The organism is Methylobacterium sp. UNC300MFChir4.1 (genome assembly GCF_900110155.1).
GTDB lineage: Bacteria > Pseudomonadota > Alphaproteobacteria > Rhizobiales > Beijerinckiaceae > Methylobacterium.
Genome location: NZ_FOCS01000017.1, coordinates 98,505 through 122,368 on the forward strand (window position 1 = coordinate 98,505; position 23,864 = coordinate 122,368).

Annotated in this window: 22 protein-coding genes; 15 read left to right on the top strand and 7 right to left on the bottom strand. The window is 72.5% G+C overall.

The genetic code is table 11. The features are described 5' to 3' along the window. Window positions 1-6: 6 nt before the first annotated feature. Entirely contained in the window at window positions 7-1,245 is a 1,239-nt protein-coding gene (locus tag BMY19_RS21330; protein WP_020092389.1) for a complex I NDUFA9 subunit family protein, read from the bottom strand. Window positions 1,246-1,516: 271 nt separating this feature from the next. Between BMY19_RS21330 and BMY19_RS21335 the strand changes: the two genes are divergently transcribed. Continuing rightward, window positions 1,517-1,699, top strand: a complete 183-nt coding sequence (locus BMY19_RS21335) for a hypothetical protein (protein WP_244534970.1) — start codon at window positions 1,517-1,519, stop codon at window positions 1,697-1,699. Window positions 1,700-1,708: 9 nt separating this feature from the next. On the opposite strand, the gene BMY19_RS21340 is transcribed toward BMY19_RS21335, so the two are convergent. The 3 genes from BMY19_RS21340 to BMY19_RS21350 all read right to left on the bottom strand — a co-directional run bounded on the left by BMY19_RS21340 (window position 1,709) and on the right by BMY19_RS21350 (window position 6,793). Continuing rightward, window positions 1,709-2,650 (bottom strand): MBL fold metallo-hydrolase, encoded by a 942-nt coding sequence (locus BMY19_RS21340; RefSeq protein WP_020092387.1) that lies wholly within the window; start codon window positions 2,648-2,650, stop codon window positions 1,709-1,711. 205 nt (window positions 2,651-2,855) lie between these two features. After that, window positions 2,856-4,049 (bottom strand): L,D-transpeptidase family protein, encoded by a 1,194-nt coding sequence (locus tag BMY19_RS21345; protein WP_100252865.1) that lies wholly within the window; start codon window positions 4,047-4,049, stop codon window positions 2,856-2,858. Between the two features lie 158 nt (window positions 4,050-4,207). Next, window positions 4,208-6,793, bottom strand: coding sequence for a P-loop NTPase family protein (locus BMY19_RS21350; RefSeq protein WP_100252866.1), 2,586 nt, complete (start codon window positions 6,791-6,793; stop codon window positions 4,208-4,210). Window positions 6,794-7,147: 354 nt separating this feature from the next. Here BMY19_RS21350 and BMY19_RS21355 point away from each other — a divergent pair, with 354 nt between their 5' ends. The 14 genes from BMY19_RS21355 to BMY19_RS21420 all read left to right on the top strand — a co-directional run bounded on the left by BMY19_RS21355 (window position 7,148) and on the right by BMY19_RS21420 (window position 21,226). After that, the gene (locus BMY19_RS21355) at window positions 7,148-7,807 is read left to right on the top strand and encodes a cytochrome c3 family protein (protein ID WP_020092384.1); all 660 of its coding nucleotides are present in this window, start codon (window positions 7,148-7,150) and stop codon (window positions 7,805-7,807) included. Beyond that, window positions 7,804-10,776 carry a TAT-variant-translocated molybdopterin oxidoreductase gene (locus tag BMY19_RS21360; protein ID WP_100252867.1) on the top strand — a complete coding sequence of 991 codons (2,973 nt, stop codon included), beginning with the start codon at window positions 7,804-7,806 and terminating at the stop codon, window positions 10,774-10,776. Before BMY19_RS21355 ends, BMY19_RS21360 begins: the two co-directional genes overlap by 4 nt. A 2-nt stretch (window positions 10,777-10,778) precedes the next feature. Continuing rightward, window positions 10,779-12,776, top strand: coding sequence for a DUF3341 domain-containing protein (locus tag BMY19_RS21365; protein ID WP_100252868.1), 1,998 nt, complete (start codon window positions 10,779-10,781; stop codon window positions 12,774-12,776). Further along, complete coding sequence (locus BMY19_RS21370) at window positions 12,773-13,339, top strand: c-type cytochrome (protein ID WP_100252869.1); 567 nt, start codon at window positions 12,773-12,775, stop codon at window positions 13,337-13,339. The genes BMY19_RS21365 and BMY19_RS21370 overlap by 4 nt, the downstream gene beginning before the upstream one ends. Continuing rightward, window positions 13,336-14,397 carry a hypothetical protein gene (locus BMY19_RS21375; protein WP_100252870.1) on the top strand — a complete coding sequence of 354 codons (1,062 nt, stop codon included), beginning with the start codon at window positions 13,336-13,338 and terminating at the stop codon, window positions 14,395-14,397. Before BMY19_RS21370 ends, BMY19_RS21375 begins: the two co-directional genes overlap by 4 nt. Beyond that, window positions 14,394-14,882, top strand: a complete 489-nt coding sequence (locus tag BMY19_RS21380) for a hypothetical protein (protein ID WP_100252871.1) — start codon at window positions 14,394-14,396, stop codon at window positions 14,880-14,882. The genes BMY19_RS21375 and BMY19_RS21380 overlap by 4 nt, the downstream gene beginning before the upstream one ends. Continuing rightward, window positions 14,879-15,868, top strand: coding sequence for a cytochrome c oxidase subunit II (gene coxB, locus BMY19_RS21385; protein ID WP_056523418.1), 990 nt, complete (start codon window positions 14,879-14,881; stop codon window positions 15,866-15,868). Before BMY19_RS21380 ends, coxB begins: the two co-directional genes overlap by 4 nt. Continuing rightward, on the top strand, window positions 15,865-17,541 hold the full coding sequence (locus BMY19_RS21390) for a cytochrome c oxidase subunit I (protein WP_056523416.1): 1,677 nt from the start codon (window positions 15,865-15,867) through the stop codon (window positions 17,539-17,541). Before coxB ends, BMY19_RS21390 begins: the two co-directional genes overlap by 4 nt. Beyond that, window positions 17,538-18,197 (top strand): cytochrome c oxidase subunit 3, encoded by a 660-nt coding sequence (locus BMY19_RS21395; protein ID WP_100252872.1) that lies wholly within the window; start codon window positions 17,538-17,540, stop codon window positions 18,195-18,197. Before BMY19_RS21390 ends, BMY19_RS21395 begins: the two co-directional genes overlap by 4 nt. 1 nt (window position 18,198) lies before the next feature. Then, window positions 18,199-18,510: an oxidase gene (locus BMY19_RS21400; protein ID WP_100252873.1), complete on the top strand. Its 312-nt coding sequence runs from the start codon at window positions 18,199-18,201 to the stop codon at window positions 18,508-18,510. Between the two features lie 78 nt (window positions 18,511-18,588). Continuing rightward, complete coding sequence (locus BMY19_RS21405) at window positions 18,589-19,374, top strand: class II glutamine amidotransferase (RefSeq protein WP_100252874.1); 786 nt, start codon at window positions 18,589-18,591, stop codon at window positions 19,372-19,374. Between the two features lie 163 nt (window positions 19,375-19,537). Continuing rightward, window positions 19,538-20,278 carry a NepR family anti-sigma factor gene (locus BMY19_RS21410; RefSeq protein WP_020092373.1) on the top strand — a complete coding sequence of 247 codons (741 nt, stop codon included), beginning with the start codon at window positions 19,538-19,540 and terminating at the stop codon, window positions 20,276-20,278. Between the two features lie 126 nt (window positions 20,279-20,404). Beyond that, window positions 20,405-20,818, top strand: coding sequence for a DUF1236 domain-containing protein (locus BMY19_RS21415; protein WP_020092372.1), 414 nt, complete (start codon window positions 20,405-20,407; stop codon window positions 20,816-20,818). Window positions 20,819-20,950: 132 nt separating this feature from the next. Beyond that, entirely contained in the window at window positions 20,951-21,226 is a 276-nt protein-coding gene (locus BMY19_RS21420) for a hypothetical protein (protein WP_020092371.1), read from the top strand. A 4-nt stretch (window positions 21,227-21,230) separates the two neighbouring features. Here BMY19_RS21420 and mscL read toward each other — a convergent pair whose 3' ends face one another. From mscL to BMY19_RS21435, 3 genes are all read right to left on the bottom strand, one after another. Further along, window positions 21,231-21,650 carry a large conductance mechanosensitive channel protein MscL gene (mscL, locus tag BMY19_RS21425; protein WP_100252875.1) on the bottom strand — a complete coding sequence of 140 codons (420 nt, stop codon included), beginning with the start codon at window positions 21,648-21,650 and terminating at the stop codon, window positions 21,231-21,233. Between the two features lie 69 nt (window positions 21,651-21,719). After that, window positions 21,720-22,595 carry a CDP-alcohol phosphatidyltransferase family protein gene (locus tag BMY19_RS21430; protein ID WP_020092369.1) on the bottom strand — a complete coding sequence of 292 codons (876 nt, stop codon included), beginning with the start codon at window positions 22,593-22,595 and terminating at the stop codon, window positions 21,720-21,722. A 7-nt stretch (window positions 22,596-22,602) separates the two neighbouring features. Then, entirely contained in the window at window positions 22,603-23,313 is a 711-nt protein-coding gene (locus BMY19_RS21435; RefSeq protein WP_020092368.1) for a phosphatidylserine decarboxylase, read from the bottom strand. Between the last annotated feature and the right edge of the window lie 551 nt (window positions 23,314-23,864).

The window sequence follows — 23,864 nt, forward strand, 5'->3', positions numbered from 1 at the left end:
CGTCACCTAGCCCGGGTTCCGGGTTCCCCAGCGCACGCCCATGCTGCCCTGCCCGGCCCCCGGCGAGCTGCCGGCATCGGCGCCGATCGCCGGGCCGGAGGCGGTCTTCGGCCGGTGCTGCGAGCCGGCCGCCAGGGGCTGCGACGCCAGCGTGTCGGGCACCTCGGACAGGACTTCCTCGTCGCGATCGGTGGCGAACTGGCCCGCCTTGCGGAAGGTCCAGAGATAGCCCGGCACCACCGCCTCCGCGGCGGTCGGCGTGATCCCGATCCCCTCGAAGGTCCGGCCCTCGGCCTTGGCGGCCTCCGAGACGACGTTGTCGTTCTGGAGCAGCGTGACCTGATCGCGGGTCAGCTTCAGCGAATCCGGCAGCAGGCCGAAGGTCAGCGTGTCGGCGATCTCCAGCATGCGGGCCTGGAGCTTGGCCGCCGGCACGGGCAGGTCCACGACGACCCGCTTCCGCCGGATCGTCTTCAGCATGTAGCGCACGAAATGCTCCAGCGTGCCCACCTCCGGGCCGCCGAGCTCGTAGACCTTACCGGGCGCCAGGGTGCCGTCGACCGCGCGGGCGATCGCCTCGGCGACGTCGCCCACGAAGGCCGGCTGGAAGCGGGACTGGCCGCCGGCCAGCGGCAGGACCGGGAGCGCCCGGGCGAGGCCGGCGAAGCGGTTGAAGAAGCTGTCACCCGGCCCGAAGATCAGCGAGGGCCGGAACACTACCGCGTCCGGGCAGGCGGCGAAGACCCGCGCCTCGCCCTCCGCCTTGGTGCGCGCGTAGAGCGACGGCGAGGCCGGATCGGCGCCGATCGCCGAGACCTGGATCATCCGGGCGCCCTGGCGCGCCGCGGCGCGGGCGATCGCCTCGGCCCCGTCGACCTGAAGCCGCGCGAAGCTCTGGGAGCCGGTCTCCTGCAGGATGCCGACGAGGTTGATCAGCACATCCGACCGCTCGGCGGCCCGGGCCACCGAGTCCGGGTAGCGCAGGTTCGCCTGGACGGCGACGATCTGGTTGACCTTCCCGAGCGGCTGCAGGAACAGCGCGAGGTCCGGCCGGCGCACCGCGACGCGGATCCGGTAGCCGCGCTTGGCCAGCGCCCGCACCACGTGCCGGCCCAGGAAGCCGGAGCCGCCGTAGATGGTCACGAGCTGGTCCTGCGGGCGCAGGGGGCCCGGCGCGGCGGCGGAATGCGTCTGCTCGCTGGTGTGCGCCGTCGCGGACGCCGTCGTGTTGTCTTGGCCGCTCATCGCCGTGGTCTCGAGCTCCTCGCGCGCCTCGGGGCGCCGTCAGGCGGCCTACTTAGCCTAACTTCGGCGCGATGGGAGCCGCCGAATGCGCCGCCGCGCCATTCCGGTGAACAGCGCGGGGCGGATGATCGCGGCCGAGGGACCGCGCGCCGGCTCGCGGGAGGCTGATCACGGGGCTGGAACGGGTGCCGCCGCCGTGCATTCTTCCCCACCATACGGCCCTGCCGAATCGCGCGGATGGGACGCGCCGGGGACTTCGATGATTGTAGGGATGCTCGTTTCCGCGGCGATCGCGGTGCTCGGTCTGCTGGTGGCGCTCGGGTACGTCGGCCACCCGATCGACGCGCAACTCGTCAGCAACTACGGCTGGAGCATCCTGATCATCGGCGTCGCGCTGTTCGTGCTGTTCACCTGGGCCCGGTACAGCCAGACGCGCCGGCGGCGCTCCGTCTGACGCCCGGCCTCAGGCGACCTTGATCCGGCGGCGCATCTCCCGCGCCACGGCCGGGCGCGCGCTCGGCCGTCCGCTGACCGCCCGCGGGGCGCCGACGATGAGGCTCTGGCGCTCGCGCGCGATGAACGCCGTCGGCATCTCGGCCTGGAGGTCGGCCTCCATGTCGCGCAGCGCCGTGTCGGAATGGGCCGGGTGCAGGTGGATGATCCCGAGCGCCTTCACGCCGGCGTTCCGGGCGAGCTCCACGCCCTTCTGCCAGGTCGAGTGCCCCCAGCCCCGGCAGGTCGGATATTCCCCGTCGGTGAACATGCCGTCGTAGACCATCAGGTCGGCGTCGGCGACGAAGGCGGCGAGCTCCGGATCCGGCCACGGGTCGCTGTGCTCGATGTCGCTGATCAGGCACAGGCGTCGGCCGCCGTGCTCGAACCGGTAGCCGACCGATCCCTGCGGATGGTTCAGCAGGATCGTGGCGACGCGCGTGCCGTCCGGGAAGGCCAGGGTCTGACCCGCCTCGAAGCCGTGGTGGTGGAAGGTGCAGCACAGCTTGTCGAGCGTAACCGGGAAGAGCGGCGGCGCGAACAGGCGGTCGAGGGTCGGCCCGGCCGATTCGCCGCCGAGGTTGCCGCAATAGGTGTTGATCACCCGGTCGGGATCGAGGACCGCCGGCTTGAAGAAGGGCAGACCCGCGGTGTGGTCGAGATGCAGGTGGCTGAACAGCAGGTCGACTTCCTGGGGCAGATCGGTCCGGTGACCCTGCCCGAGGTTGTAGATGCCCGAGCCCGCGTCGACGATGAACATGCGCTGGCCGCACCGCACCTCGATGCAGGGCGTGCTGCCGCCGAACTCGGCGTATTGCGGGCCGCTGACGGGCGTCGAGCCGCGGACGCCCCAGAAGCGCAGTGCGAGGTCCTGGTCGGCCGCCAGGATGGTCGGCTCGGAACTGTTCGACATGGCGATCACGAATCCGCGGACAGTCGGTCCCGATCACTTATGATCGAAACCCCGTCGCCGTTCCGGGAAGGTAGCTCTGAATACGGCAGGCCGACGGAGCAGGTGTACCGCTCATCCCCTGCCGTATCATGAATTGGTGTGCCGCACGCGGTCGTGATGTGCGTCCGCGCACACGCACGGGCCGCCGCGAAGGGCCTTCGCATGCTCAGAGGGGCTCCGCGGCGGCCAGGAGACCGGCCGGCGACCCGGCCAGAATCGGGCGGCCGGTCGCCGATCCGGCGAGTCCCGCGGCCAGCCAGGACGGGAGTGCGTCGCTGTACCGCGTCGGGAGCGGCGCGACCAGGGCCCCGAACGGGTCGGGCGCCCGCTCGTAGACCGGCACGAACCCCGCCATCTGCCGCGGCGACAGGCCCGATCCGGGCGCGGCCCAGCCGGCCCAGACCGTCTCGGGCACCGGGCGATGGACGCGATGGCCGGGCAAGACCACCACCTCCTGCCCGGCGAAGGCCAGGGCCTCCGGCCGGCTGATGTCCCCCACCGCGCCGCCCCGGGCCGTGTAGGCCGCCCAGAAGGCGTTCTGCCCGCCGTCGGAATAGGTGGTGCGCACGGCCGGCTCGCCCGCCTCGGCGAGCGCGGCCATCCGCGCCTCCTCGACCGCCCGGCGGGTGGTGACGGCCGCCTCGACGGCGGGATCCCGGGCGGGCGCGAAGGCGTACCGGCCCGCGACGACCGAGACCTGCAGCTCCTCCCGGCTGGCCTCGAACCGGTCGGAGCCGGCCTTGAGCTCCCGCCAGAAGGCGATGTTGGGATCGGTCCGGTGGCGGGCCATGTTCTCGGCCGTCATCCGGAACGGGTAGGACTGGAACTGGAAGGCCGCCTGCCCGCCGTTCAGCGCGTCCCGGGCGATGGCGTAGATCTCGCCGACCGTGCCGTTGGTCATGGCGAAGCAGCCCATGGACGAGCAGATCCCGTGCACCATCACGGCGGAGCCGGTGCCGCCATGGGCCCGGTCGTAGGCGTTGGGATAGCCGACGTCGAAGGACAGATAGTAGTGCGAGTTCGGGTTCATCTGGCGCCGGGGCACGGCGTAGAACCCCTCCGGGGTCTGACGGTCGCCGGTCTTGCGCTTGGGCCCGAGCTGGCCGGACCAGCGGCAGATCGGGAAGGTCTTGATGTAGACGTAGCCCGCGGCGCCCTTCTTCCAGACCTCGATCTCCGATTCCTTCTTGTAGGCCCGGAACAGGACCGGCGAGGCGGCCGTCACGCCCTTCTGCGCCATCAGCGCGAGGGTCGCGGCCGGAATCGGCGCCTCGGCCTTGCCCGCCTGCGCGGCGGCCGGGCCTGCGAGGGCCAGCAGAACGAGGCCGGCGGCGAGGGGAAGCGAGGTCGACAGGGGCATGAACCGTCCGCGCTGGATCGGCCGGGATGGCTGCCGGACGGGCGCGGCCTCGCGACCTGACGGAGTATTGCGGCGGCCGTGAGGCTGCGCGTCCGGTCCGCCCGTCGCTCCGCGGAGGCGCCCCCTCCCCCGCGGACGGGCACCGCCGCCGGTTCCCCTCAGGCCGCGGGTTCCGGCTCCCGCTCGGCATCCGCCGGCACGGGCGCGACGACCGCGCTGTTCTCCACGGCGATCACCGCGTCGAACGGCGCGGCGCACTCGGCGAGGCCCGTCTCGGACAGGAAGACGATGAGGCCGCGCCCGGCCCGCGCCTGCCGCAGCTGGGCGAGACGCTCGCGCGCGCCCTCGGCCTTCCGCTCGTCCATCGCGACCGCCACCACGAGGATGTCGGGGTCGCGGGCGAGGCACCGGCTCAGCTCGATCGCCACCCGCTCGCGGGCGTTGATCGCGCCGTCCGCCAGCGCCCCGGTGCTGGGCTGGATCTCGACCTTGCTGTCGAGGCCGAGGCCGTAGACCGAGGCCTCGAGGCCCTCGTCCGCCAGCACCCGCCGCACCAGTTCGCGCACCCGCGGCTCGGCATTGGCCTCGCCGAGGCTGATCCGGCCGAACAGCAGGTTCTCCTCCAGGCTCGCGGCCGGATTGACCCGCGAGGGATCGTGGAAGACCACCGCGCCGGCGAGGTGGGCCGGCAGCATCCGGGCGAAGGACCGGCGCGCCTGCACGAGGCGCTCCTCGAACGGGCCGTCGATCAGGCCGAAGCGGTGGCGGGACTCGTTGTAGCGCAGCGCGAGGCCGATCAGCCGCGCGCGGTCGCGCTGGCCCGCCGGTCCCCGCCGCAGGCTCGCCGCCCCGGGCAGGCGCGCCACGAGATCCTCGAAATAGCCCCGCTCGGCCGCCTGGAACAGCGAGTAGGCGTCGAACAGGGGGTGGTCGTTGGGCAGGTCGGCGAAGATCTCCACCGTGCTGCGGGCCACCGACAGGCCGATCTCGGTGAGCGGCCGGACCAGCCCCTCGGCCTCCAGGACCGCCCGCAGGTAGGGGTGGCGGGCGAAGCGCAGGGGCGCGAAGGTGCCGCCGACCGGCTCGCCGAACAGGATGTTCTCGCCGATGCTCGCCTGGTTGTTGTAGCGGTCAGGGTCGAAGGGCTCGACGAGGCGCTCGGCGCCCTTGGCGGCCAGCGCCACCCGCATGGTGCGGCGCGCGGCGACGATCGCGGCGGCGAGCCGCGGCTGGGCGGCCGGGTCGAGCCGCCCGGTCAGCCCGCGGGCGTACACGAAGCCGTCGAGGCCGGAGAGCCGGCTGATCCCGATCAGCGCGATGTCGTCGGGCGCGGTCGCCGGATCGGTGCCGTAGAGCAGGTTCTGCCGGAGGGAGCCCTCCATCAGGATCGCCTCGCCGGATGTGAAGGCGATCCGCCGGGCGCGCTCGGCGGCGTCGAAGTCGCGCAGGTCCGTGCCCGCGTAGGTGACGGCGCCGGCCGTCGGCTCGACCTGGCCGGCCAGCACCGCCGCGAGCGCGCGGGCGCCGCTGCCGCGGCTGCCCGTGATCGCCACGTGCCCCGGCATCGACACGGCCACGTCGACGCCGGTCAGGCGCTCGCCCGTGGCCGGATCGAAGGCGCCGACGCCCTCGGTGGCCAGGATCCCGGACCGGGGCAGCGGCAGGGCGGCGGCGCCGCTGCGGGCGGCCCGCGCCCGCCGCCCCTCGAGGGCCGCGATGGTGCGGGCAAGGTCGCGCAGGCGCGGGCGCACCGACCTGCGGACCATCCAGAGCCGCGCGCAGATCGCCGCGAGCCAGCCGGCGAGGCCGAAGGCGCCCACGGCCGCCACGAGGGCGGCCGGATCCACCGGGGCCGCGGGCGGCTGGCCCGGCCCCGAGCGCCAGAGCGCGGTGCCGGCGGCGATGGCCGGAAGGATCACCGCCAGGGCCAGGGCCGGCGCCCGGGCATAGGCCAGTCGCGCCTCGGCCCGCCCGACATTGGCCCGCATCGCGGCGACGCGGGCGGCGATCCGACGGCGCTCGATGGCCGCCGCGCCGTGGTTGCGCACGGCGGGCAGCCGCCGGACGAGGTCGTTCAGGCTCTCCTCGGCGCGCGCGCTCGAGCGCAGCCGCAGCTCGTGCCGGTCGCGCGCGCGCTCGAGAACCAGCCCGTAGGCGAGGCCGATCGCCGCGAGGCCGATCACCGCCGCGGGGACCAGCCGGGGCGCGGCGAGCGCCGCGAAGCCGAGGGCCAGGATCAGGGCCGCGAGGGTCATCGCCGGCAGCACGATGCCGGCGGCCAGCAGGCGGTCGGCCCGGGCCAGCACCTCGCCGACGATCCGGGTGAGGCCGCGCGCCTCGTCCCGCGCGCCCGCGGGCGCGTCGAGGATCGCCTGCAGCACGCCCTCGCGGACGGCGTCCCCGGCCCTGTTCTGCGCCTTGAAGCACAGGCGCGCCACGAACCAGCCGACCCCCGCCAGCGCCAGCGCGCAGACCGCGATGCACAGGAAGGCCGTGAGTTCGAGTTCGGCGGGGCGCATCGGGATGCCGGGGACGAGCACCAGTTCCCGGCCCGGGAGCTCCGCCGCCACGCGCAGGAACGGGAGGACCGGCGCCTCGTCGCGCGGCAGGACCGCGATCAGGTCGCGCAGGCACAGGAGCGCGAGCGCGCAGAGCGGCGCGCCGACCCCGACCGCGAGGGCCGCCGCGACGGTGTGCTGAGGCCGCGCGGCGCGCCACGTCAGGAGGAGAGGATCGGATTCCATGCGTCTCCGGACAGCATCGGGCGGGTCCGCCGCGGTCCGCCGCCGTCCGCGGCATAGGCCTTCGGGGCCGCGGCGGAAAGGGCGGCCGGCGCGGCCCGGCCCCGTGCGACATGTCGGCCGGACTGATCCAAGTTCTAGCCCTGGTCTGGAAGCGCTCTAGGTTCGATTCTCTGCACGCGGCGCGATCCGGAGCGCGCCGCGAGGTCCGGTCGCCGCGTCCGCCCGGACCGCATCGCGTGGGCGTGCCGGCGCAGCCGATCTCGGGCGGGACCAGAGGATGGGGTGACGCGTGCGGCGAGGGGCTGAGCAGACCGAAGGGCACGGCACGGCCGGCTCGACGTCCGGGACGGCCTGATGGCGCAGCTGTTCACCCCCGGCGCCGACGCGCTCTACCGCCTCGCGCTGATGACCGGCGTGGCCTGCCTGGTGGGCGTCCCGGTCCTGGCGGCCGGGATCGTGCGCTCGAACTACGTCACGGGTGTCGGGATCGCGCCGGCCCAGCCGCTGCCGTTCAGCCACAAGCACCATTCCGGCGAGCTCGGCATCCAGTGCCGCTACTGCCACACCACGGTCGACCGGGAGGCCACCGCCGGCATCCCGCCGACGCACACCTGCATGACCTGCCACTCGCAGATCTGGACCGGCTCCGAGATGCTCAAGCCGGTGCGCGACAGCTACGCGCAGGACAAGCCGCTGGAATGGAAGCGGCTGAACAAGCTGCCGCAATACGTCTACTACAACCACTCCGTCCACGTGACGAAGGGGATCGGCTGCTCGACCTGCCACGGCGACGTCACGTCGATGCAGATGACCTACCGGGCCAACGCCTTCGAGATGCAGTTCTGCCTCGATTGCCACCGGGCCCCGGAGAAGTACGTCCGCACGCCGGATCAGGTCTGGAACATGACCTGGAAGCCGCCGGCCGATCAGGCGAGTCTGGGCCCGAAGCTCGTGGCCCAGTACCATATCCGCGGCGGGGAGCGGCTGACCGAATGCGGGATCTGCCACCGATGACCGGCGCCCCCGACATCGCGGCCCTGCGCGAAAAACTCGCCGGCGGCGACGGACCGCGCTTCTGGCGCAGCCTCGACGCCGTGGCCGACAGCCCCGAGTTCCGCGCCTACCTGGCGGCCGAGTTCCCGTCGGCGTCCCGGCTCGCCGCTGTCCCGGAGCGGCGCGGCTTCCTGAAGCTCATGGCCGCCTCCTTCGCGCTGGGCGGCCTCACGGCCTGCGGCGGGGGCAGCGGCCGCGACTACGAGGTGCCCTACGTCAACCAGCCCGAGCGGATCGTGCCCGGCACGGACCTGTCCTACGCCTCCTCGGCGGTGTTCGACGGCTTCGGCAACGGCATCCTGGTCACCACCCGCAACGGCCGCCCCCTGAAGATCGAGGGCAACCCCGAGCATCCCTGGAGCCGCGGCGGCACCGACGTGCTGGCCCAGGCCTCGGTCCTCGGGCTCTACGACCCGTTCCGCTCCCAGGCGGTGCAGCATCTCGGCCGGCCGAGCTCCTGGCCGGCGTTCCGGGCGGATCTTCAGGCGCGGATGCCGGGCTGGCGCGAGAGCCGGGGCGAGGGTCTCGCCCTGCTCACCGGCCCGGTGACGTCGCCCGGCGTGGCGGCCCAGATCGCGCGGCTGCGGGCCGCCTACCCGGCTCTGCGCTGGTACACCGGCGCCGGGGCCGGCCGCGGCGGGATCTACGAGGGCGCCCGCCAGGCCTACGGCCGGCCGCTGGAGACCATCCCGGATTTCGGCCGCGCCCGCACCATCGTGGCGCTGGACGGCGATTTCCTGGACCTCGGGCCCGGCCAGGTCGGCCTGTCGCGGCGCTGGAGCGAGGCGCGGCGCGCGGCCTACGCGGAGGGGCGCCTCCTCACCCTCCACGCGGCGGCGCCGACGCCGACGCTGACCAGCGCCAAAGCGGATTACGGACTCGCGGTCCCGGCCGGCCGGCTGCAGGACCTCGCCCGGGACCTCCTCGCCCTGGCCGCCGGCGGCGCGGCGCCGGCGGGCGACGACCCCGTCGCGCGCTGGACGCGGGGCGCCGGCACGGCGCTCGCCGAGGCCCGGGGAAGCGGCATCGTCACCGCCGGCCTGACCGCGAGCCCGGAACTGCACGCACTGGTCCACCGCCTCAACGGCGCCCTCGGCAACACCGGCACGACCCTGGTCCACACGGCGCCCGCGGAGGAGACGGGCGCCGGGACCCTGGCAGAGCTCGCGGAGGCCATGGATCAGGGTGCCGTCAAGGCGCTCGTCGTGCTCGGCGCCAATCCGGTCTACGAGGCGCCGGGCGCCCTCGACTTTGCCGCCCGGATGGCGCGCGTCCCGCTCAAGATCCACGCGGGACTCTACTACGACGAGACGGGCGCGCACGCCGACTGGCACCTGCCCGCCGCCCACCCGCTGGAATCCTGGGGCGACATCCGGTCCCTCGACGGGACCGTGGGGCTGATCCAGCCGACCGTCGCGCCCCTCTACAACGGTCGGACGCCCTCGGAGATGCTGGCCTTCCTGGCCGGCGGCGAGGGCGGGGAGAGCGGCCAGGACGCCCTCGACCTCCTCAAGGCGGGCGCGCGCAGCGCCGGCGAGGACGACGCGGCCTTCGAGGCCCGCTTCACCGAGGCCCTGCGCCTCGGCTTCTGGGCGGGCAGCGCGCGCCCGGCCGAGACCGTCGCGCTGACGCAGGCGGCGGCCCCCGCGGCCGCCCCATCCTCCGCGTCCGCCGGCGAGGTCGAGGTGCTGTTCCGGCCCGATCCGACGATTTGGGACGGCACCCACGCCGACCTCGCGTGGCTGCAGGAACTCCCGAAGCCCCTGACCAAGGTGGTCTGGGAGAACGTGGTCGCGGTGAGCCCGCGCCTCGCCGAGCGCGCGGGGATCGCGACGGGCGACATCCTGCGGGTCGAGGCCGGCGGCCGCGCGGTCGAGGGGCCGGCCTGGATCCTGCCCGGCCAGGCCGACGACACCGTCACCCTCACCCTGGGCTACGGCCGCGACGTGCCGGACCACCTCGCCCGCGGCCTCGGCTACGATTCCGCGCCCCTGCGCCCGGCCGGTTCGACCTGGCGCCTCGCCGGCGCCCGGCTGACGAAGACCGGCCGCGTGCGCAAGCCGGTCACTACTCAGCATCTCGGCACGATGGAGGGGCAGGACCTCGTGCGCGTCCAGGCGCTCGGCGCCGCGCCCGCGGGCGACCCGAAGGGCGCGCCGACCCCCGCCTCGTTCTACCCGCCCCCGGAGAGCCAGGACCGCTGGGTCGCCGCGCAGTGGGGCATGGCCATCGACCTCGACGCCTGCATCGGCTGCAACGCCTGCGTCACCGCCTGCCAGGCGGAGAACAACATCCCCGTGGTCGGGCGCGAGGAGGTCGCGCTCGGCCGCTGGATGGGCTGGCTGCGGGTCGACCGCTACTACGCGGGCGGCCTCGACGCGCCGACCACGCATTTCCAGCCGGTGCCCTGCATGCATTGCGAGCAGGCGCCCTGCGAACTCGGCTGCCCCGTCGAGGCGACGCTCCACGACAGCGAGGGCCTGAACCTGCAGGTCTACAACCGCTGCGTCGGCACCCGGACCTGCCAGAGCTACTGCCCCTACAAGGTCCGGCGCTTCAACTACCGCGACTATACCGGCGGCACGACCCCGGTGGAGCAGCAGCAGCGCAACCCCGAGGTCACGGTCCGGTCCCGCGGCGTGATGGAGAAGTGCACCTACTGCATCCAGCGGATCACGGCGGCGCGGATCACCTCGGCCAAGGACGCCCACGCGCCGATCCCCGACGGGAGCGTCGAGACCGCCTGCCAGGGCGCCTGCCCGACCCGGGCGATCACCTTCGGCAACGTTGCCGACCCGGGGAGCCAGGTCTCGGCCGCCCGCCGGGACACGCGGGAATACGCGCTCCTCGGGCATCTCAACACGCGGCCGCGCACCACCTACCTCGCCGGGCTCGCCCCGGCCGCCGATCCCAACGGACGGGAGGGCTGAGCATGTCCGGCGCCCTGATCCGGCCCGACGCGACCCTCGAGGACATCGGCGGCGCGGTCGCGGAGATCCCGCTGACGCATCCCGGTAACCGCCGCTGGTGGATCGCCTTCGCGGGGGCGGCCTCGCTCCTCGGCCTGTTCCTCCTCACCCTCGGCTACCTGCTCTACGCCGGCCCCGGCATCTGGGCGAACAACAACGCCGTCGTCTGGGCGCTGGACATCGCGAGCTACGATTGGTGGATCGGCGTCGCCTCCGGCAGCCTGCTGGTCTCGGCGATCCTGCTCCTGCTCGGCGCGGAGTGGCGCGGGGCAGTGAACCGCGTCGCCGAGACCCTGGCGCTGCTCGCCACCGCGGCCGCCGGCCTCTACCCGATCATCCATCTCGGGCGGCCCTGGTTCTTCTTCTGGAACCTGCCCTACCCCAACACCTACGATCTCTGGCCGCAGTTCCGCTCGCCGCTCCTGTGGGACGCGATCGACATCGTGTCGTTCCTGGTGATCTGCGTCAGCCTCTGGTTCATCGGCCTGCTGCCGGACCTCGCGACGCTGCGCGACCGGGCCCACGTCGAGGCGCTCCGCCAGTTCGACGCGAAGGCGCCGACCCGCAAGCTCGCCCTCCTGCGCGCGCAGGTCTACGGCATCCTCGCCTCGGGCTGGCGCGGCTCGGCGGCCCACTGGCAGATCTGGGTCCAGGCCTACCGGACGGTGGCGCTCCTCGGCGTGCTGCTGGTGGTCTCGGTCCAGACCGGGGCCTCGGTCATGCTGGCGGGCTCGCTGATGCCCGGCTGGCACAGCACGCTGCTGCCGGTGAGCTTCCTGGTCAACGCGGTCTATTCGGGCGTCGGCGTCACGGCGGTGACCGTGATGCTGATCCGCCTCGTCTACGGCCTCGACGCCCTGGTGACGGACCGCCATCTCGACGTCCTCGGGCGGCTGCTGCTCTGCCTCGGCTGCGCCAGCGCCTACTGCTACGCGGCCGAGTACTTCGACACCTTCCTCAACGGCGACGCCGAGGGGCGCGGCGTCCTGGTCCGGCGCATGACCGGCGACCACGCCCTGGTGTCCTGGACGGCGGTCCTGTGCCTCGTCCTGCCCGCGCAGATCCTGTGGTCGGCCCGCGCCCGCACGGCGCCGCCGGCGATCGCGGCGGTGGGGCTGCTCGTGGCGATCGGTGCCTACGCCGACCACGTCATGGTCCTGGTCGTCACCCTGACGCAGGACTTCCTGCCCTCCTCGAGGCTGCCCTACACGACCGACATCTGGGGCATCGCCACCTTCGCGGGCTCGATCGGGCTGTTCCTGACCCTGCTGCTCCTGTTCCTGCGCTACCTGCCGGCCGTCTCGATCGTCGAGAGCCGCCGCCTCGCCCTGACGGCGTCGCCGGCCGCGCAGGAGGCCGCCCGCGCGGCCGCGTCCGGGGCCACGGGTCGCCCCGAGGAGAACCCGGTCACCGCGCCCCTGTGGGGCGTGTCGGCTACCTTCGCGAGCCAGGGCGACCTCGCTGCCGCCCTCCAGGCGGTGTCCGGGATCGGCCCGGACCACGTCCATCTCGACGGGCACGGACCGGTGCCGATGCCCCGCACCCTGCGGCCCCTGGGCCTGGAGGGGCGCTCGATCCTGCCCTACGCCCTCGCCGGGGCCCTGCTCGGTGGCTTCGGCTTCTTCGCGCTGTGCGTCTACGCCACGGCCTACGACTACGTGTTCCTGATCGGCGGCCGCCCGCGCCTGTCCTGGCCCTCCTTCGTGGTCCCCAGCGTCTCCTTCGCGATGATGGCGGGCTGCGTGGCGATCCACCTCGCGCTCCTCGTGCTCAACCGCCTGCCGCGCCTGAACCACCCGGCCTTCAACATCCCGGGCTTCCTGCGCGCCTCGGAGGACCGGTTCTTCCTCTCCGCGGAGGCGCGGGGCGACCGGTTCGACGCGGCGCGGATCGAGCGGCGGCTCGCCTCCCTGCCGGCCGAGGCCGGGCGCCCCCTCGAGATCCGGCGGATCCCGCGATGAGGCGCGTCGTCCGCCGCACCGCCCGCCGCGCCGGGCCGCGCGCCCTCCTCGCCTGCCTGGCCCTCGCGCCGCTCGCCGCCTGCGGCGAGGCCGACATGGCCGATCAGGCGCGGGCCAAGACCTGGGACAAGAACCCGTTCTTCCCCCGCGAGATCACGATGCGCCAGCCGGTGGCCGGCACCGTGCCGCGGATCGATCCGGCCCGCGCGGCGCCGCAGCCGCAGGCGATCAGCCGGGCGCTGCTCGACCAGGGCCGTGAGCGCTACGGCGTGTTCTGCACCCCCTGCCACGGGCAGGACGGCCGCGGCGCCGGGATGATCGTGGCCCGGGGCTTCCCGTCCGCCGGCGACCTCACCGCCGGGCCGGTGCGCGCGGCCTCCGCGTCCGACCTCTACGACGCCATCTCGAACGGCCGGAAGGCGATGTTCGGCATGGCCCAGATGATCCCCTCCGCCGACCGCTGGGCGATCGTCGCCTACGTCCGCGCCCTTCAGCTCAGCCAGGACGCCCCGGTGGCGAGCCTGCCCGAGGCGGATCGCGCGCGGCTGGAGGCGACGCGGTGAGGCGCCCCGCCCTTCTCGGCCTCGCCGGCCTCGTCCTCCTGGCCGTCTGCCTGATCGCGGGCGGCTGGCGCGGAGCCGCGGCCTCGTATCTCGCGGCGTGGCTGGTCCTCCTCGCCCTGCCGGTCGGCGCCCTGCCGGTGGTCATCGTGGCCGAGCGCTTCGGCAAGCGGGTCCGCGAGCGCGGCGGCATCGAGATGCTGGCGGGCCTGCGCCGGCTGACGGCGCTGATGCCGGTCGCGGCCGTGCTGGCGCTGCCGCTGCTGGCCGCCGCGCCCCTGCTCTATCCGTGGGTGAGCGCCCCGGCGCGCACGCCGCTGGCCGCTCTGTGGTTCACGGTGCCGTTCTTCGCGGTCCGGGTCATCGCCTACCTCGCGGCCTGGACCTGGCTGGCGCTGCGCTTCGCCAGACCGTTCGACGCGCCCGGCGAGGGGCGGACCGTGCCGGCGGTGGGCCTGCACGCGGTCATCGGCACGCTGTTCGTCACCGACGTCGTCGCCTCCCTCGATCCGCGGCTCGACTCCACCCTCCTGGGTCTCCTGGTGATGACGGCGTGGAGCGGCCTCGCCTTCGCGGCGGCGATCCTGCTGGCCTGGGAGGAGCCGGAGCCCGTGGGGCGCGGCCGCACGGCCCCCGGCCGGGGCCGGCTCGTCCCCCTCGTCGTGCTCCTCGGCCTCTGGGCCTACATGCACTTCGTGCAGTTCCTGATCGTCTGGTCGGCCAACCTGCCGCCCGAGGTGGCGTGGTACCTCGCCCGCGGCGGCTGGGTCGGGCGGGCACTGGCGATCGTGGCCGGCGCGGTCGTGGTCCTGGCCGGTCTCGCGACCCTGCGGCCGGGCCGCCCGACCACCCGGATCCTGGCCGGCGCGGCGCTCGCCATCCACGCCCTGGAGATGTTCTGGCTGATCACCCCGGCGGTGCGCGACCGCTTCTTCCTCCGCCCGAGCGACGTGCTGGCCGCCGGCGCCGTGGCCTGCCTCGCGGCCGCTTTGCGCCCGCTGATGCGTCCGCGCGCCGACCGCGCGGCCTCGACCGCCCGCCGCGCCGGGAGGCCGGCATGAGCGCGGACGGACCCACCGGCCTGATCCCGGCGATCCTCGCGGGGCTGACCCTGCGCGGCAGCGGCCTCCTGAACGGGCGGCCGCCGCGCCCGGCGGCCAACACGCAGCGCCATCCCGACGATCCCGGGCACGAGACGCGCGACGTCAACGTCCGCAACACCGTGCTGGTGATGGCGGGCCTCGCGCTCGCGGCGCTGGCGGTCGTCGGCGCGATGGTCTGGCTGATGGGCACCTTCGCGGCGAGCCAGCGCCGGGCGCTGCCCACCCTGACGCCGCAGCAGACGACGCGGCTGGCGCCGCCGCCGCCGAACCTGCAGGCCGACCCCTACGCCGACCTGGACCGCGAGCGGGCCGAGGCCGCGGCGCGCCTCTCCGGCTACGGCTACCGGGACGAGGCCCGCACCCGTGCCCGCATCCCGATCGGGCGCGCCATGGACCTGACCGTCGGCCGCTCCCTCGAACCGGCGGAGCCCGCTGCGCGATGACGCCGAGCCACGATTCCCTCCAACTCTGGCCCGCCGCGGTCTCCGCCACGGCGATCGAGACCGATTGGCTGATCCTGGCCTTCACGGTGCTGACGCTGCTGCTGACCGTGCCGGTCTTCGTGGCGATCACCTACTTCGCCCTGCGCTACCGCGAGGGCTCCGAGGCGGACCGGAGCCCCTCGGGCATCCGGTCGAACCTCATCGAGATCAGCTGGATGCTGATCCCGTTCCTGCTGACGCTGATCTTCTTCGTCTGGGGCGCCCGGCTGTTCGTCGAGTCGAAGAACCCGCCCCCCGACGCCATGGTGGTCGAGGTGATCGGCCGGCAGTGGATGTGGAAGTTCCAGCACCCGACGGGCCAGTCCGAGATCAACAACCTGCACCTGCCGATCGGCCAGCCGATCCGGCTGCACATCATCAGCCAGGACGTGATCCACGCCCTCTACCTGCCGGCCGTGCGGATGCAGGTGGCGGCCCTGCCCGACCGCTACACCGACCTGTGGTTCAAGGCCGAGAAGACCGGCACCTACCATCTCTACTGCTCGGAATATTGCGGCACCGACCATTCCGTGATGGGCGGCGAGGTCACCTTCATGAATCCCGGCGACTACCAGGACTGGCTGACCCACGCCGGCGCGCAGCAGGGCAAGGTCGCGGCGGGCCGGGCGCTCTACGAGGCCTATGGCTGCGCCGGCTGCCACGACCCCGGTTCGTCCGTGAAGGCGCCGAGCCTCGCGGGCCTCTACGGCAGCCAAGTCAAGCTCGCGGACGGGCGCACCGTCACCGCCGACGACGCGTGGCTGCGCGAGAAGATCCTGAACCCGAACGGTGACCGGCTCGCCGGCGGTGGCAAGCAGGTGATGCCGAGCTTCGCCGGCCGGATCCCGGCGGACGAACTCGGCACGCTGATCGATTTCCTGAAATCCTACGCGGGTCCGGCCTCCGGCAAGGCCGCGGACGCGGCGCTGCCGGGAGCGACACGATGAGCGCATCGGGCAGCGTCGGCGGCACCGCCCGCCGGGAACCCCACGCCCCGGAATCCACGATCGGGCGAAAATCCGACTACCTGCACGCGGAATCGACCCTGCGCTCGTGGTTCCTCACCACCGATCACAAGCGCATCGCGATCCTCTACCTCGCCTCGATCACCGGCTTCTTCGTGATCGGGGCCCTGGCGGCCGGCGTGGTGCGCCTCGCGCTCGTCGTGCCGAACGGCGCGATCATGACCAACGACACCTACAACAAGGCCTTCACCATCCACGGGGTGGTGATGGTCTGGTTCTTCCTGATCCCGTCGATCCCCGCGACCTTCGGCAACTTCCTGATCCCGCTGATGATCGGGGCCAAGGACCTCGCCTTCCCGAAGCTCAACCTGACGAGCTGGTACGTGTTCATGGCCGGCGCCCTGTTCACCCTGGTCTCGGTGGTGCTCGGCGGCGTCGACACCGGCTGGACCTTCTACGCGCCGCTCTCCACCGCCTTCTCGAACACCTGGGTGCTGCCGGCGCTGATCGGCGTCACGATCGTGGGCTTCTCGTCGATCCTGACCGGGCTCAATTTCGTGGTCACGATCCACACCATGCGGGCGCCCGGCATGACGTGGTTCAAGCTGCCGATCTTCGTCTGGTCGCACTACGCCACGAGCCTGATCTTCCTGCTCGCCACCCCCGTCATCACCACCGCGCTGATCCTGCTGATCGCGGAGCGTGCCTTCCACATCGGCGTGTTCGACCCGGCCTACGGCGGCGACCCGGTGCTGTTCCAGCACCTGTTCTGGTTCTACTCGCACCCGGCCGTCTACATCATGGTCCTGCCCGGCATGGGGGTGATCTCCGAGATCGTCCCGGCCTTCGCGCAGAAGAAGCTGTTCGGCTACCGCTTCGTCGCCTACGCCTCGATCGGGCTGGCCTCGGTGACCTTCTTCGTGTGGGGCCACCACATGTTCGTCAACGGCCAGAGCGACCTGGCCTCGTTGGTGTTCTCCGCCCTGTCCTTCGCGGTGGCGGTGCCCTCCGCCGTGAAGGTCTACAACTGGACGGCCACGATCCATAAGGGGGCGCTGCGCCTCGACACGCCGATGCTCTACGCGATGGGCTATATCGGCCTGTTCGTGCTCGGCGGGCTCACCGGGCTCTACCTCGCGACGCTCGCCATCAACCAGCACATCCACGCGACCTACTTCGTGGTCGCGCACTTCCACTACATCATGGTCGGCGGCACGGTGCTGGCCTTCCTCGGCGGGCTGCATTTCTGGTGGCCGAAATTCACCGGCCGGATGTACAGCGAGCCCTGGGGGCGGGTCTCGGCGCTGCTGATCTTCCTCGGCTTCAACGTGACCTTCTTCCCGCAGTTCATCCTCGGCTATCTGGGGATGCCGCGGCGCTACGCGACCTACCCGGCCGAGTTCCAGCTCCTGAACGTCCTGTCCTCGGCCGGCGCCACGATCCTGGCGGCGGGCTACCTCTTCCCGATGCTCTACCTCGTCTACTCCCTCTGGTTCGGGCGGAAGGCGCCCGCCAACCCGTGGAACGCGAAGGGGCTCGAGTGGGAGACGTCGTCCCCGCCGCCGACGCACAATTTCCTGTCCCCGCCGGAGGTGCCGCGCATCCCCTACGACTACCCGATCCAGGCCCAGGAAGCCCGGGACCAGCACGGATGAGCGAGCCCCTCGCCGACGGCGTCGGGATTGCCCGCGCCCACCATTTCGAGAGCGTGGCGCAGCAGCGCGAGGCGGCGACGCTCGGCATCTGGGCGTGGCTGATCACCGAGTTGCTGCTGTTCGCGGCCCTGTTCCTGGTGGCGCTGATCACCCGGATCCAGCACCCCGAGGCGACGGTCGCGGCGGCCAAGCACCTGAAGTTCTGGATCGGGGCCACCAACACCGTGGTGCTGATCTGCTCCAGCCTGACCATGTCGATGGCGATCGAGTTCTCGCGCATGGGCTGGCAGCGCGCCATGGTCCGGGCGATGCTGGCGACCGCGGCTTTGGGCGGCCTGTTCCTCGTGCTCAAGGGCTACGAGTACTACGCCGACTGGGCCGAGCACATGATGCCGTTCCTCAGCGACCGGCCCTTCGCCCTCGCCGAGACGCCGGCGGCGCGGCTGTTCGTGAACCTCTACTACGTCGCCACGCTGCTCCACGCGCTGCACCTGTTCACCGGCATCGCGCTCCTGCTCGGCATGACGTGGATGGCCGCCAGGGCCGGGTTCCTCGCCCGACACCAGAACTGGATCGAGGTCTACGGCCTGTACTGGCACTTCATCGATCTGGTCTGGATCCTCGCCTTCCCGATCCTCTACGTGGTGAACCGGTAGGATGCGGAACCCCCTCGCGACCCTGAGCGCCGACGACCGCGCCCTGCTCCGGAAGCGCCTGCGCACGCCCGTCCTCACCTTCCTGGCGCTGCTCGCCCTGCTCGCCGTCAACGTGACGCTGGGCACCACCCTCCCCTTCGCGCAGGTCTGGATCGTGGAGCTCGCGGTCGTCGCCGTGATGGTGGCGCTGATCCTCCTCGTCTCCATGGAGGTGATCCACGAGCCGCCGCTGATCCGGCTGTTCTCGGGGCTCGGCTTCTTCTGGGTCGCCATCATGGTCGGCATGACGCTGACCGACTATCTCGCCCGCTGACCCGCGCGAAAGCCGTTGTCGGGACGGCCGAACGCTCCTAAACGGGGCCGCTTCCCCGCATGGCCCGGCTGAAAGACGATGTGCGAACTGCTCGGCATGAGCGCCAACGTGCCGACCGACATCCGCTTCTCCTTCGCGGGCCTCGCCCGGCGCGGCGGCGAGACCGGGCCGCACGCCGACGGCTGGGGTATCAGCTTCTACGACGGCCGCACCTGTCGCAGCTTCCACGAGCCGGAGCCCAGCGCCCGCTCGCAGCTCGCCCGGCTCCTGCGCGACATGCCGATCAAGAGCCGGATCGTGGTCGCCCATGTCCGCAAGGCCAACCGCGGCCGGGTCAGCCTGGAGAACACCCACCCGTTCTCCCGGGAGTTGTGGGGCCGCCGCTGGACCTTCGCGCATAACGGTCAGCTCAAGGGCGTGAAGCGGCTGCCGCTGGGCGGCTTCATGCCGATCGGATCCACCGACAGCGAGCACGCCTTCTGCTGGATGCTCGGCCGGCTCCACGCCCGGTTCCGCGCCCTGCCCCGCCCCGAGACCCTCGACCGGGCGGTGGCCGACCTCGCGGGCGAGCTGCACGCGCTCGGCGTGTTCAACATGCTGCTCACCGACAGCCGCACCCTCTACGCCCATTGCGGCAAGCGCCTCTGCTACCTCACCCGCTGCGCCCCCTTCGGGAAGGCCACCCTGATCGACGAGGACTGGCAGGTGGATTTCGCCCAGGAGACCACCGAGCACGACGTGGTGACGGTCATCGCCACGCAGGCGCTGACCCGGGACGAGTGCTGGACCGATCTCGCCCGCGGCGACGTCCTGACCCTGCGCGACGGGGCGATCCGGCTGTTGAGACCGGCGAACTTAGCTTAAGTGTGTTTTGCCTGAGGGTGCATGCCCGCGCCCGATGCGCTAGAATCCCGGTAACAGGAGCGCATCGGCCGGACTTCCGCACCGGGTCGAGCCGGCAAGCGCTCCGCCTCGACCCGCTCCGGACCACAGGTCGAGCCACGATGAGTTGACGAGCGCGATACGCATGACCCGCGACGACACCGACACCGTCCTGTCCCAGGAGGACGGGACTCGGGATGGCCGCCCGAACCTGGCGCCCGGCATCCGCACGCATCTCGGGGAGCACCTGCGCACGGTCTACGACCGGATCGGCGAGGAGACGCTGCCGTCCCGCTTCGCCGAGCTGATCGAGAAGCTCGAGGCGGCGCTGCGCGCCCGGGGCGAGGCGATCGAGCCCGAATTCCGCAACGGCCTGCTCGCGGCCGTGCCGTCGCTGCGCGCCTTCGCGCTGTCGCTGACCTCGAACCCGGCCCGCTCGGACGACCTCGTCCAGGACACCCTGCTGAAGGGCTGGCAGCACCGCGCCCGGTTCCAGCCGGGGACGAACCTGAACGCGTGGCTGTTCACGATCCTGCGCAACATCTTCTACTCGGACCATCGCAAGCGGGTCCGCGAGGTCGAGGACCAGGACGGGTCCTACGCGGCCCGGCTCGCCACCGCGCCGCACCAGGGCGACAGGCTCGACGTCGAGGACCTGCAATCGGCGCTCGCCAAGCTGCCGCCGGACCAGCGCGAGGCGCTGGTGCTGGTCGGCGCCGAGGGCGTCTCCTACGAGGAGGCCGCGACGATCATGGGCTGCAAGGTCGGCACCGTGAAGAGCCGCGTCAGCCGCGCCCGCGGCCGCCTCGCGGAGCTCCTGGGCTACGACGAGGAGGATCTCGGCTCCGACCGGTTCATCCAGTCGGCGATGCCCAAGGACGCGTAGGCGGCCGGCCAGCCACGGTCCGGCGCTCCACAAAAAAAGATGCATCCGATTCCGGGGATCGGGCGTTACCGGCCCGAGCTTCGCTGCGCCCGCGCGGCGAAACACCACGGAACGGAGACGCACCGCATGACCTTCAAGACCCTCATCGCCGCCTCGGCCCTCGCCCTCTCGCTGCCGCTGGCCGCCCAGGCCCAGGGCACCATCCCGGGCGCCGAGCGCGGCGCCGCCGCGGGTGCCGACGCGGCAGGCCCGATCGGCGGCATCGTCGGCGGCGCGGTCGGCGCGGCCACCGGCACGGTGGGCGGCATCCTCGGCGTCGACATGGCCCCGCGCTTCCGCAGCTACGTCCGCGAGCGCAACGTCCGCTCGTACGACTACGACGGCCGCGTCGCCGTCGGCACCACCCTGCCGAACTCGGGCGTGACCTACTACGACGTGCCGAGCGAGTACCGCGTGCAGCCGGGCTACCGCTACACCGTGGTGAACGACCGCCCGGTGCTGGTCGACCGCGGTCACCGCATCGTCGAGGTCATCGACTAAGACCCTGGGCCGGTCTCGTGCCGGCCCGAACGCCCCCGGAGCTTGGCTCCGGGGGCATTCCCGCAGACGCGGCCGCCGGCGCAACGCTTCATCCGTCCGGCCGTTGACGACGGTTCGACCCGTGAGGCGACCATGAGCGACACTCCCACCGATCCGAAATCCACCCTGCCGGAACCGGTGCGCGACCATCTCGGCCAGCAGCTGCGCAGCGTCCTGCCGGTCGGGACCGACAAGCCGCGCTTCCTGGGCGACGACCCGGTGCCCGACGCGTTCGAGCCGCAGATCCGCAGGCTCGAGACCCGCCTGAAGACCCACGAGGAGGGCACCGGCGCTGTCGGGCAGGCCCTCGACCAGATCCTCGACGCCTTCGGCGTGAAGCCGTCGGACGACGACACGCGCGCGGGCTGAGCCGTCAGACGCGCGGCTTCGTCGCCAGCAGGTCGCGGATCTCGGAGAGCAGCTTCACGTCGGCCGGCACCTCGTCGGGCTTCTTGACCTCGGCGTGCTGGAGACGGTTCATCGCCCGGATCACCAGGAACAGCACGAAGGCGACGATGGCGAAGTTGAGCGTCAGCGTCAGGAACTGGCCGTAGCCGAGAACGGCGCCCTGCTTCTTCGCGTCCACGTAGGGCAGGCCGGCCTGCACCTTGGACGAGAGCGGGATGTAGTAGTTCGAGAAATCGAGCCCGCCCGTGACCGCGCCGATCACCGGCATGAAGATGTCCTGCACGGCCGAATTGACGATGGCCCCGAAGGCCGCGCCGATGATCACGCCGACCGCGAGATCGACCACGTTCCCGCGCAGCGCGAACTTCTTGAATTCCTCGAGCATCTCCGGAACCCCCTCCACGAACGCTGCCAAGGTAGGGGAGAATCCCGCGGCGGCCAGCGCCCGGTCCGGCTAGACGGCCGGCGGCCGCGCCTCCGCGCCGCTCTCGGGCTGCGCGTCCGCCCCGGCCGCCGGCCGCTCCCCGGCCGGGAGCGCCGGCTCCGCCTTGAGCCGCCGGCGATACTGGGCGGCGACGACCGGGATGGTCAGCAGGTAGCCGCCGCTCACCGCCACCAGGGCCTCGAACGGGTAGCTGATGAGGATGCCGAAAGCCGCCACGCCGAACAGGAATATCGGCAGGACGAGGCTGCGCGGCACGCGCTTGCCCATGGTCTTGCCCGAGTAGGTCGGGACCGTGGAGACGACCAGCAGGGCGATGCACAGCACGTAGATCAGGACCGCGGGCGCCGCCCAGGTCTCGATGCCGAAGCCCAGGAAGTGCAGGTAGAGCGGCAGCATCGCGGTGAGCGCCCCTGCCGGCGCCGGCATGCCGACGAAGAAGTCTTTCTTCCATTCCGGCCGGTTCGGGTCGTCCAGCATCGCGTTGAAGCGGGCGAGGCGCAGCGCCATGGCGATGGCGAAGATCAGCGCCACGATCCAGCCGACCGACTTCAGGTGGAACAGCACGAAGCCGTAGAGGATGAGCGCCGGGGCGCAGCCGAAATTCACGAAGTCGGCGAGCGAGTCGAGCTCCGCGCCGAAGCGCGACGTGCCCTTGAGCAGCCGCGCCACCCGCCCGTCGATGCCGTCGAGCACCCCGGCCACCACCACGGCGATGACGGCGGGCTCGAACTTGCCCTCGAAGGCGAGCCGGATCGCCGTCAGCCCGAGGCAGAGCGCCATCAGGGTGATCATGTTGGGCGCGATCATCCGGAACGGCACCGGCTTGAACCGGCGCGGCCGCGGCTCGTTCGGGTCGGGCGCGAAGGGCGGGAAGAGATCGTCCATGGCCGCCTCAGATCCGCTTGAACAGCCGCTCCGGGCCGCCGCCGAGATCGGCCAGCACCGTCTCGCCGGCCACCGCCTTCTGGCCGAGGCCGACCAGCACGGTCGAGCCGGCCGGCAGGTACACGTCCACCCGCGAGCCGAAGCGGATCAGGCCGAACCGCTCGCCGACGCCGAGCACGTCGCCCGCCGCGACGAAGCCGACGATGCGCCGCGCCACGAGCCCGGCGATCTGCACCACGCCGACCCGCTTCGGCTGGCCGGCATGGGTCGTCTCGATGACCATGCCGTTGCGCTCGTTGTCGTCGCTGGCCTTGTCGAGCTCGGCGTTGAGGAACAGGCCCGGCGTGTAGTGGATCTGGCCGATCCGGCCCGCCACCGGCACCCGGTTCACGTGGCAGTCGAACACGTTCATGAACACGGAGACCCGCAGGGTCGGCACCTGCGGCAGGTCGAGCTCGGGCGGCGGCAGGACGGTGGCGATGAGGTTCACGCGCCCGTCGGCGGGCGAGATCACGAGCCCGTCCGCCACCGGGGTGACGCGCTCCGGATCGCGGAAGAAGTAGCAGACCCAGAGGGTGAGGATCAGGAAGATCCAGCCGAAGAACTGGGAGAAGTAGCCGGCCAGCACCGTCAGCACGATGCCGATCAGGATGAAGGGATAGCCCTCCTTGTGGATCGGCACGAGCGTCCGGCGGATCGTCTCGATCAGGTCGGTCATGGGCTCTTCGGACTCGAGGATGTCGCGGGCGGGCGGACGTGTCGGACGGGCGGATGGCAGTCCGCCGGGCCGCCGTCAACTTTCCAGGGGTCGCGGGTCGCCGCGGGCCGGAGCGCCCGCTCCGGCCGGGGGGCGCTCCGGCGCCGATTCGGGCGCGAAACGCCGAGGCTCGCGGACACGCGTGATCGTCCCCGCGCGCGGTGTGGCGCCGGGGGCATGGCCCGGGAGGCGAGCACGAGGGACGCGGGACGCCGCGGGAACCCAGGTGTCGGCCAAGTACGCGCGGGATCCGATCCCCGCGGCACCCCGCGGCATCGACCGGGCATGGTCCCCGGCCGGTGCCGTCTGTCTCGTCGCGGCGTCTCCGACGTCCCGGTCCTGCGACTCCCCGTGAGCGGTCTCTGTCGAGGTGCACGCACGCCGTGCCCGCACCTCCGGAACCCGCATCGGCGCCGTGGCCTTCCAGCCGTCCCCCGCCTCGTAGTGGGCGGGTCCGCAGGTCGCTCAGGGTCGGCCCAGAGGCGGGTCGGCGCGGGGGCATTTCCTCACCC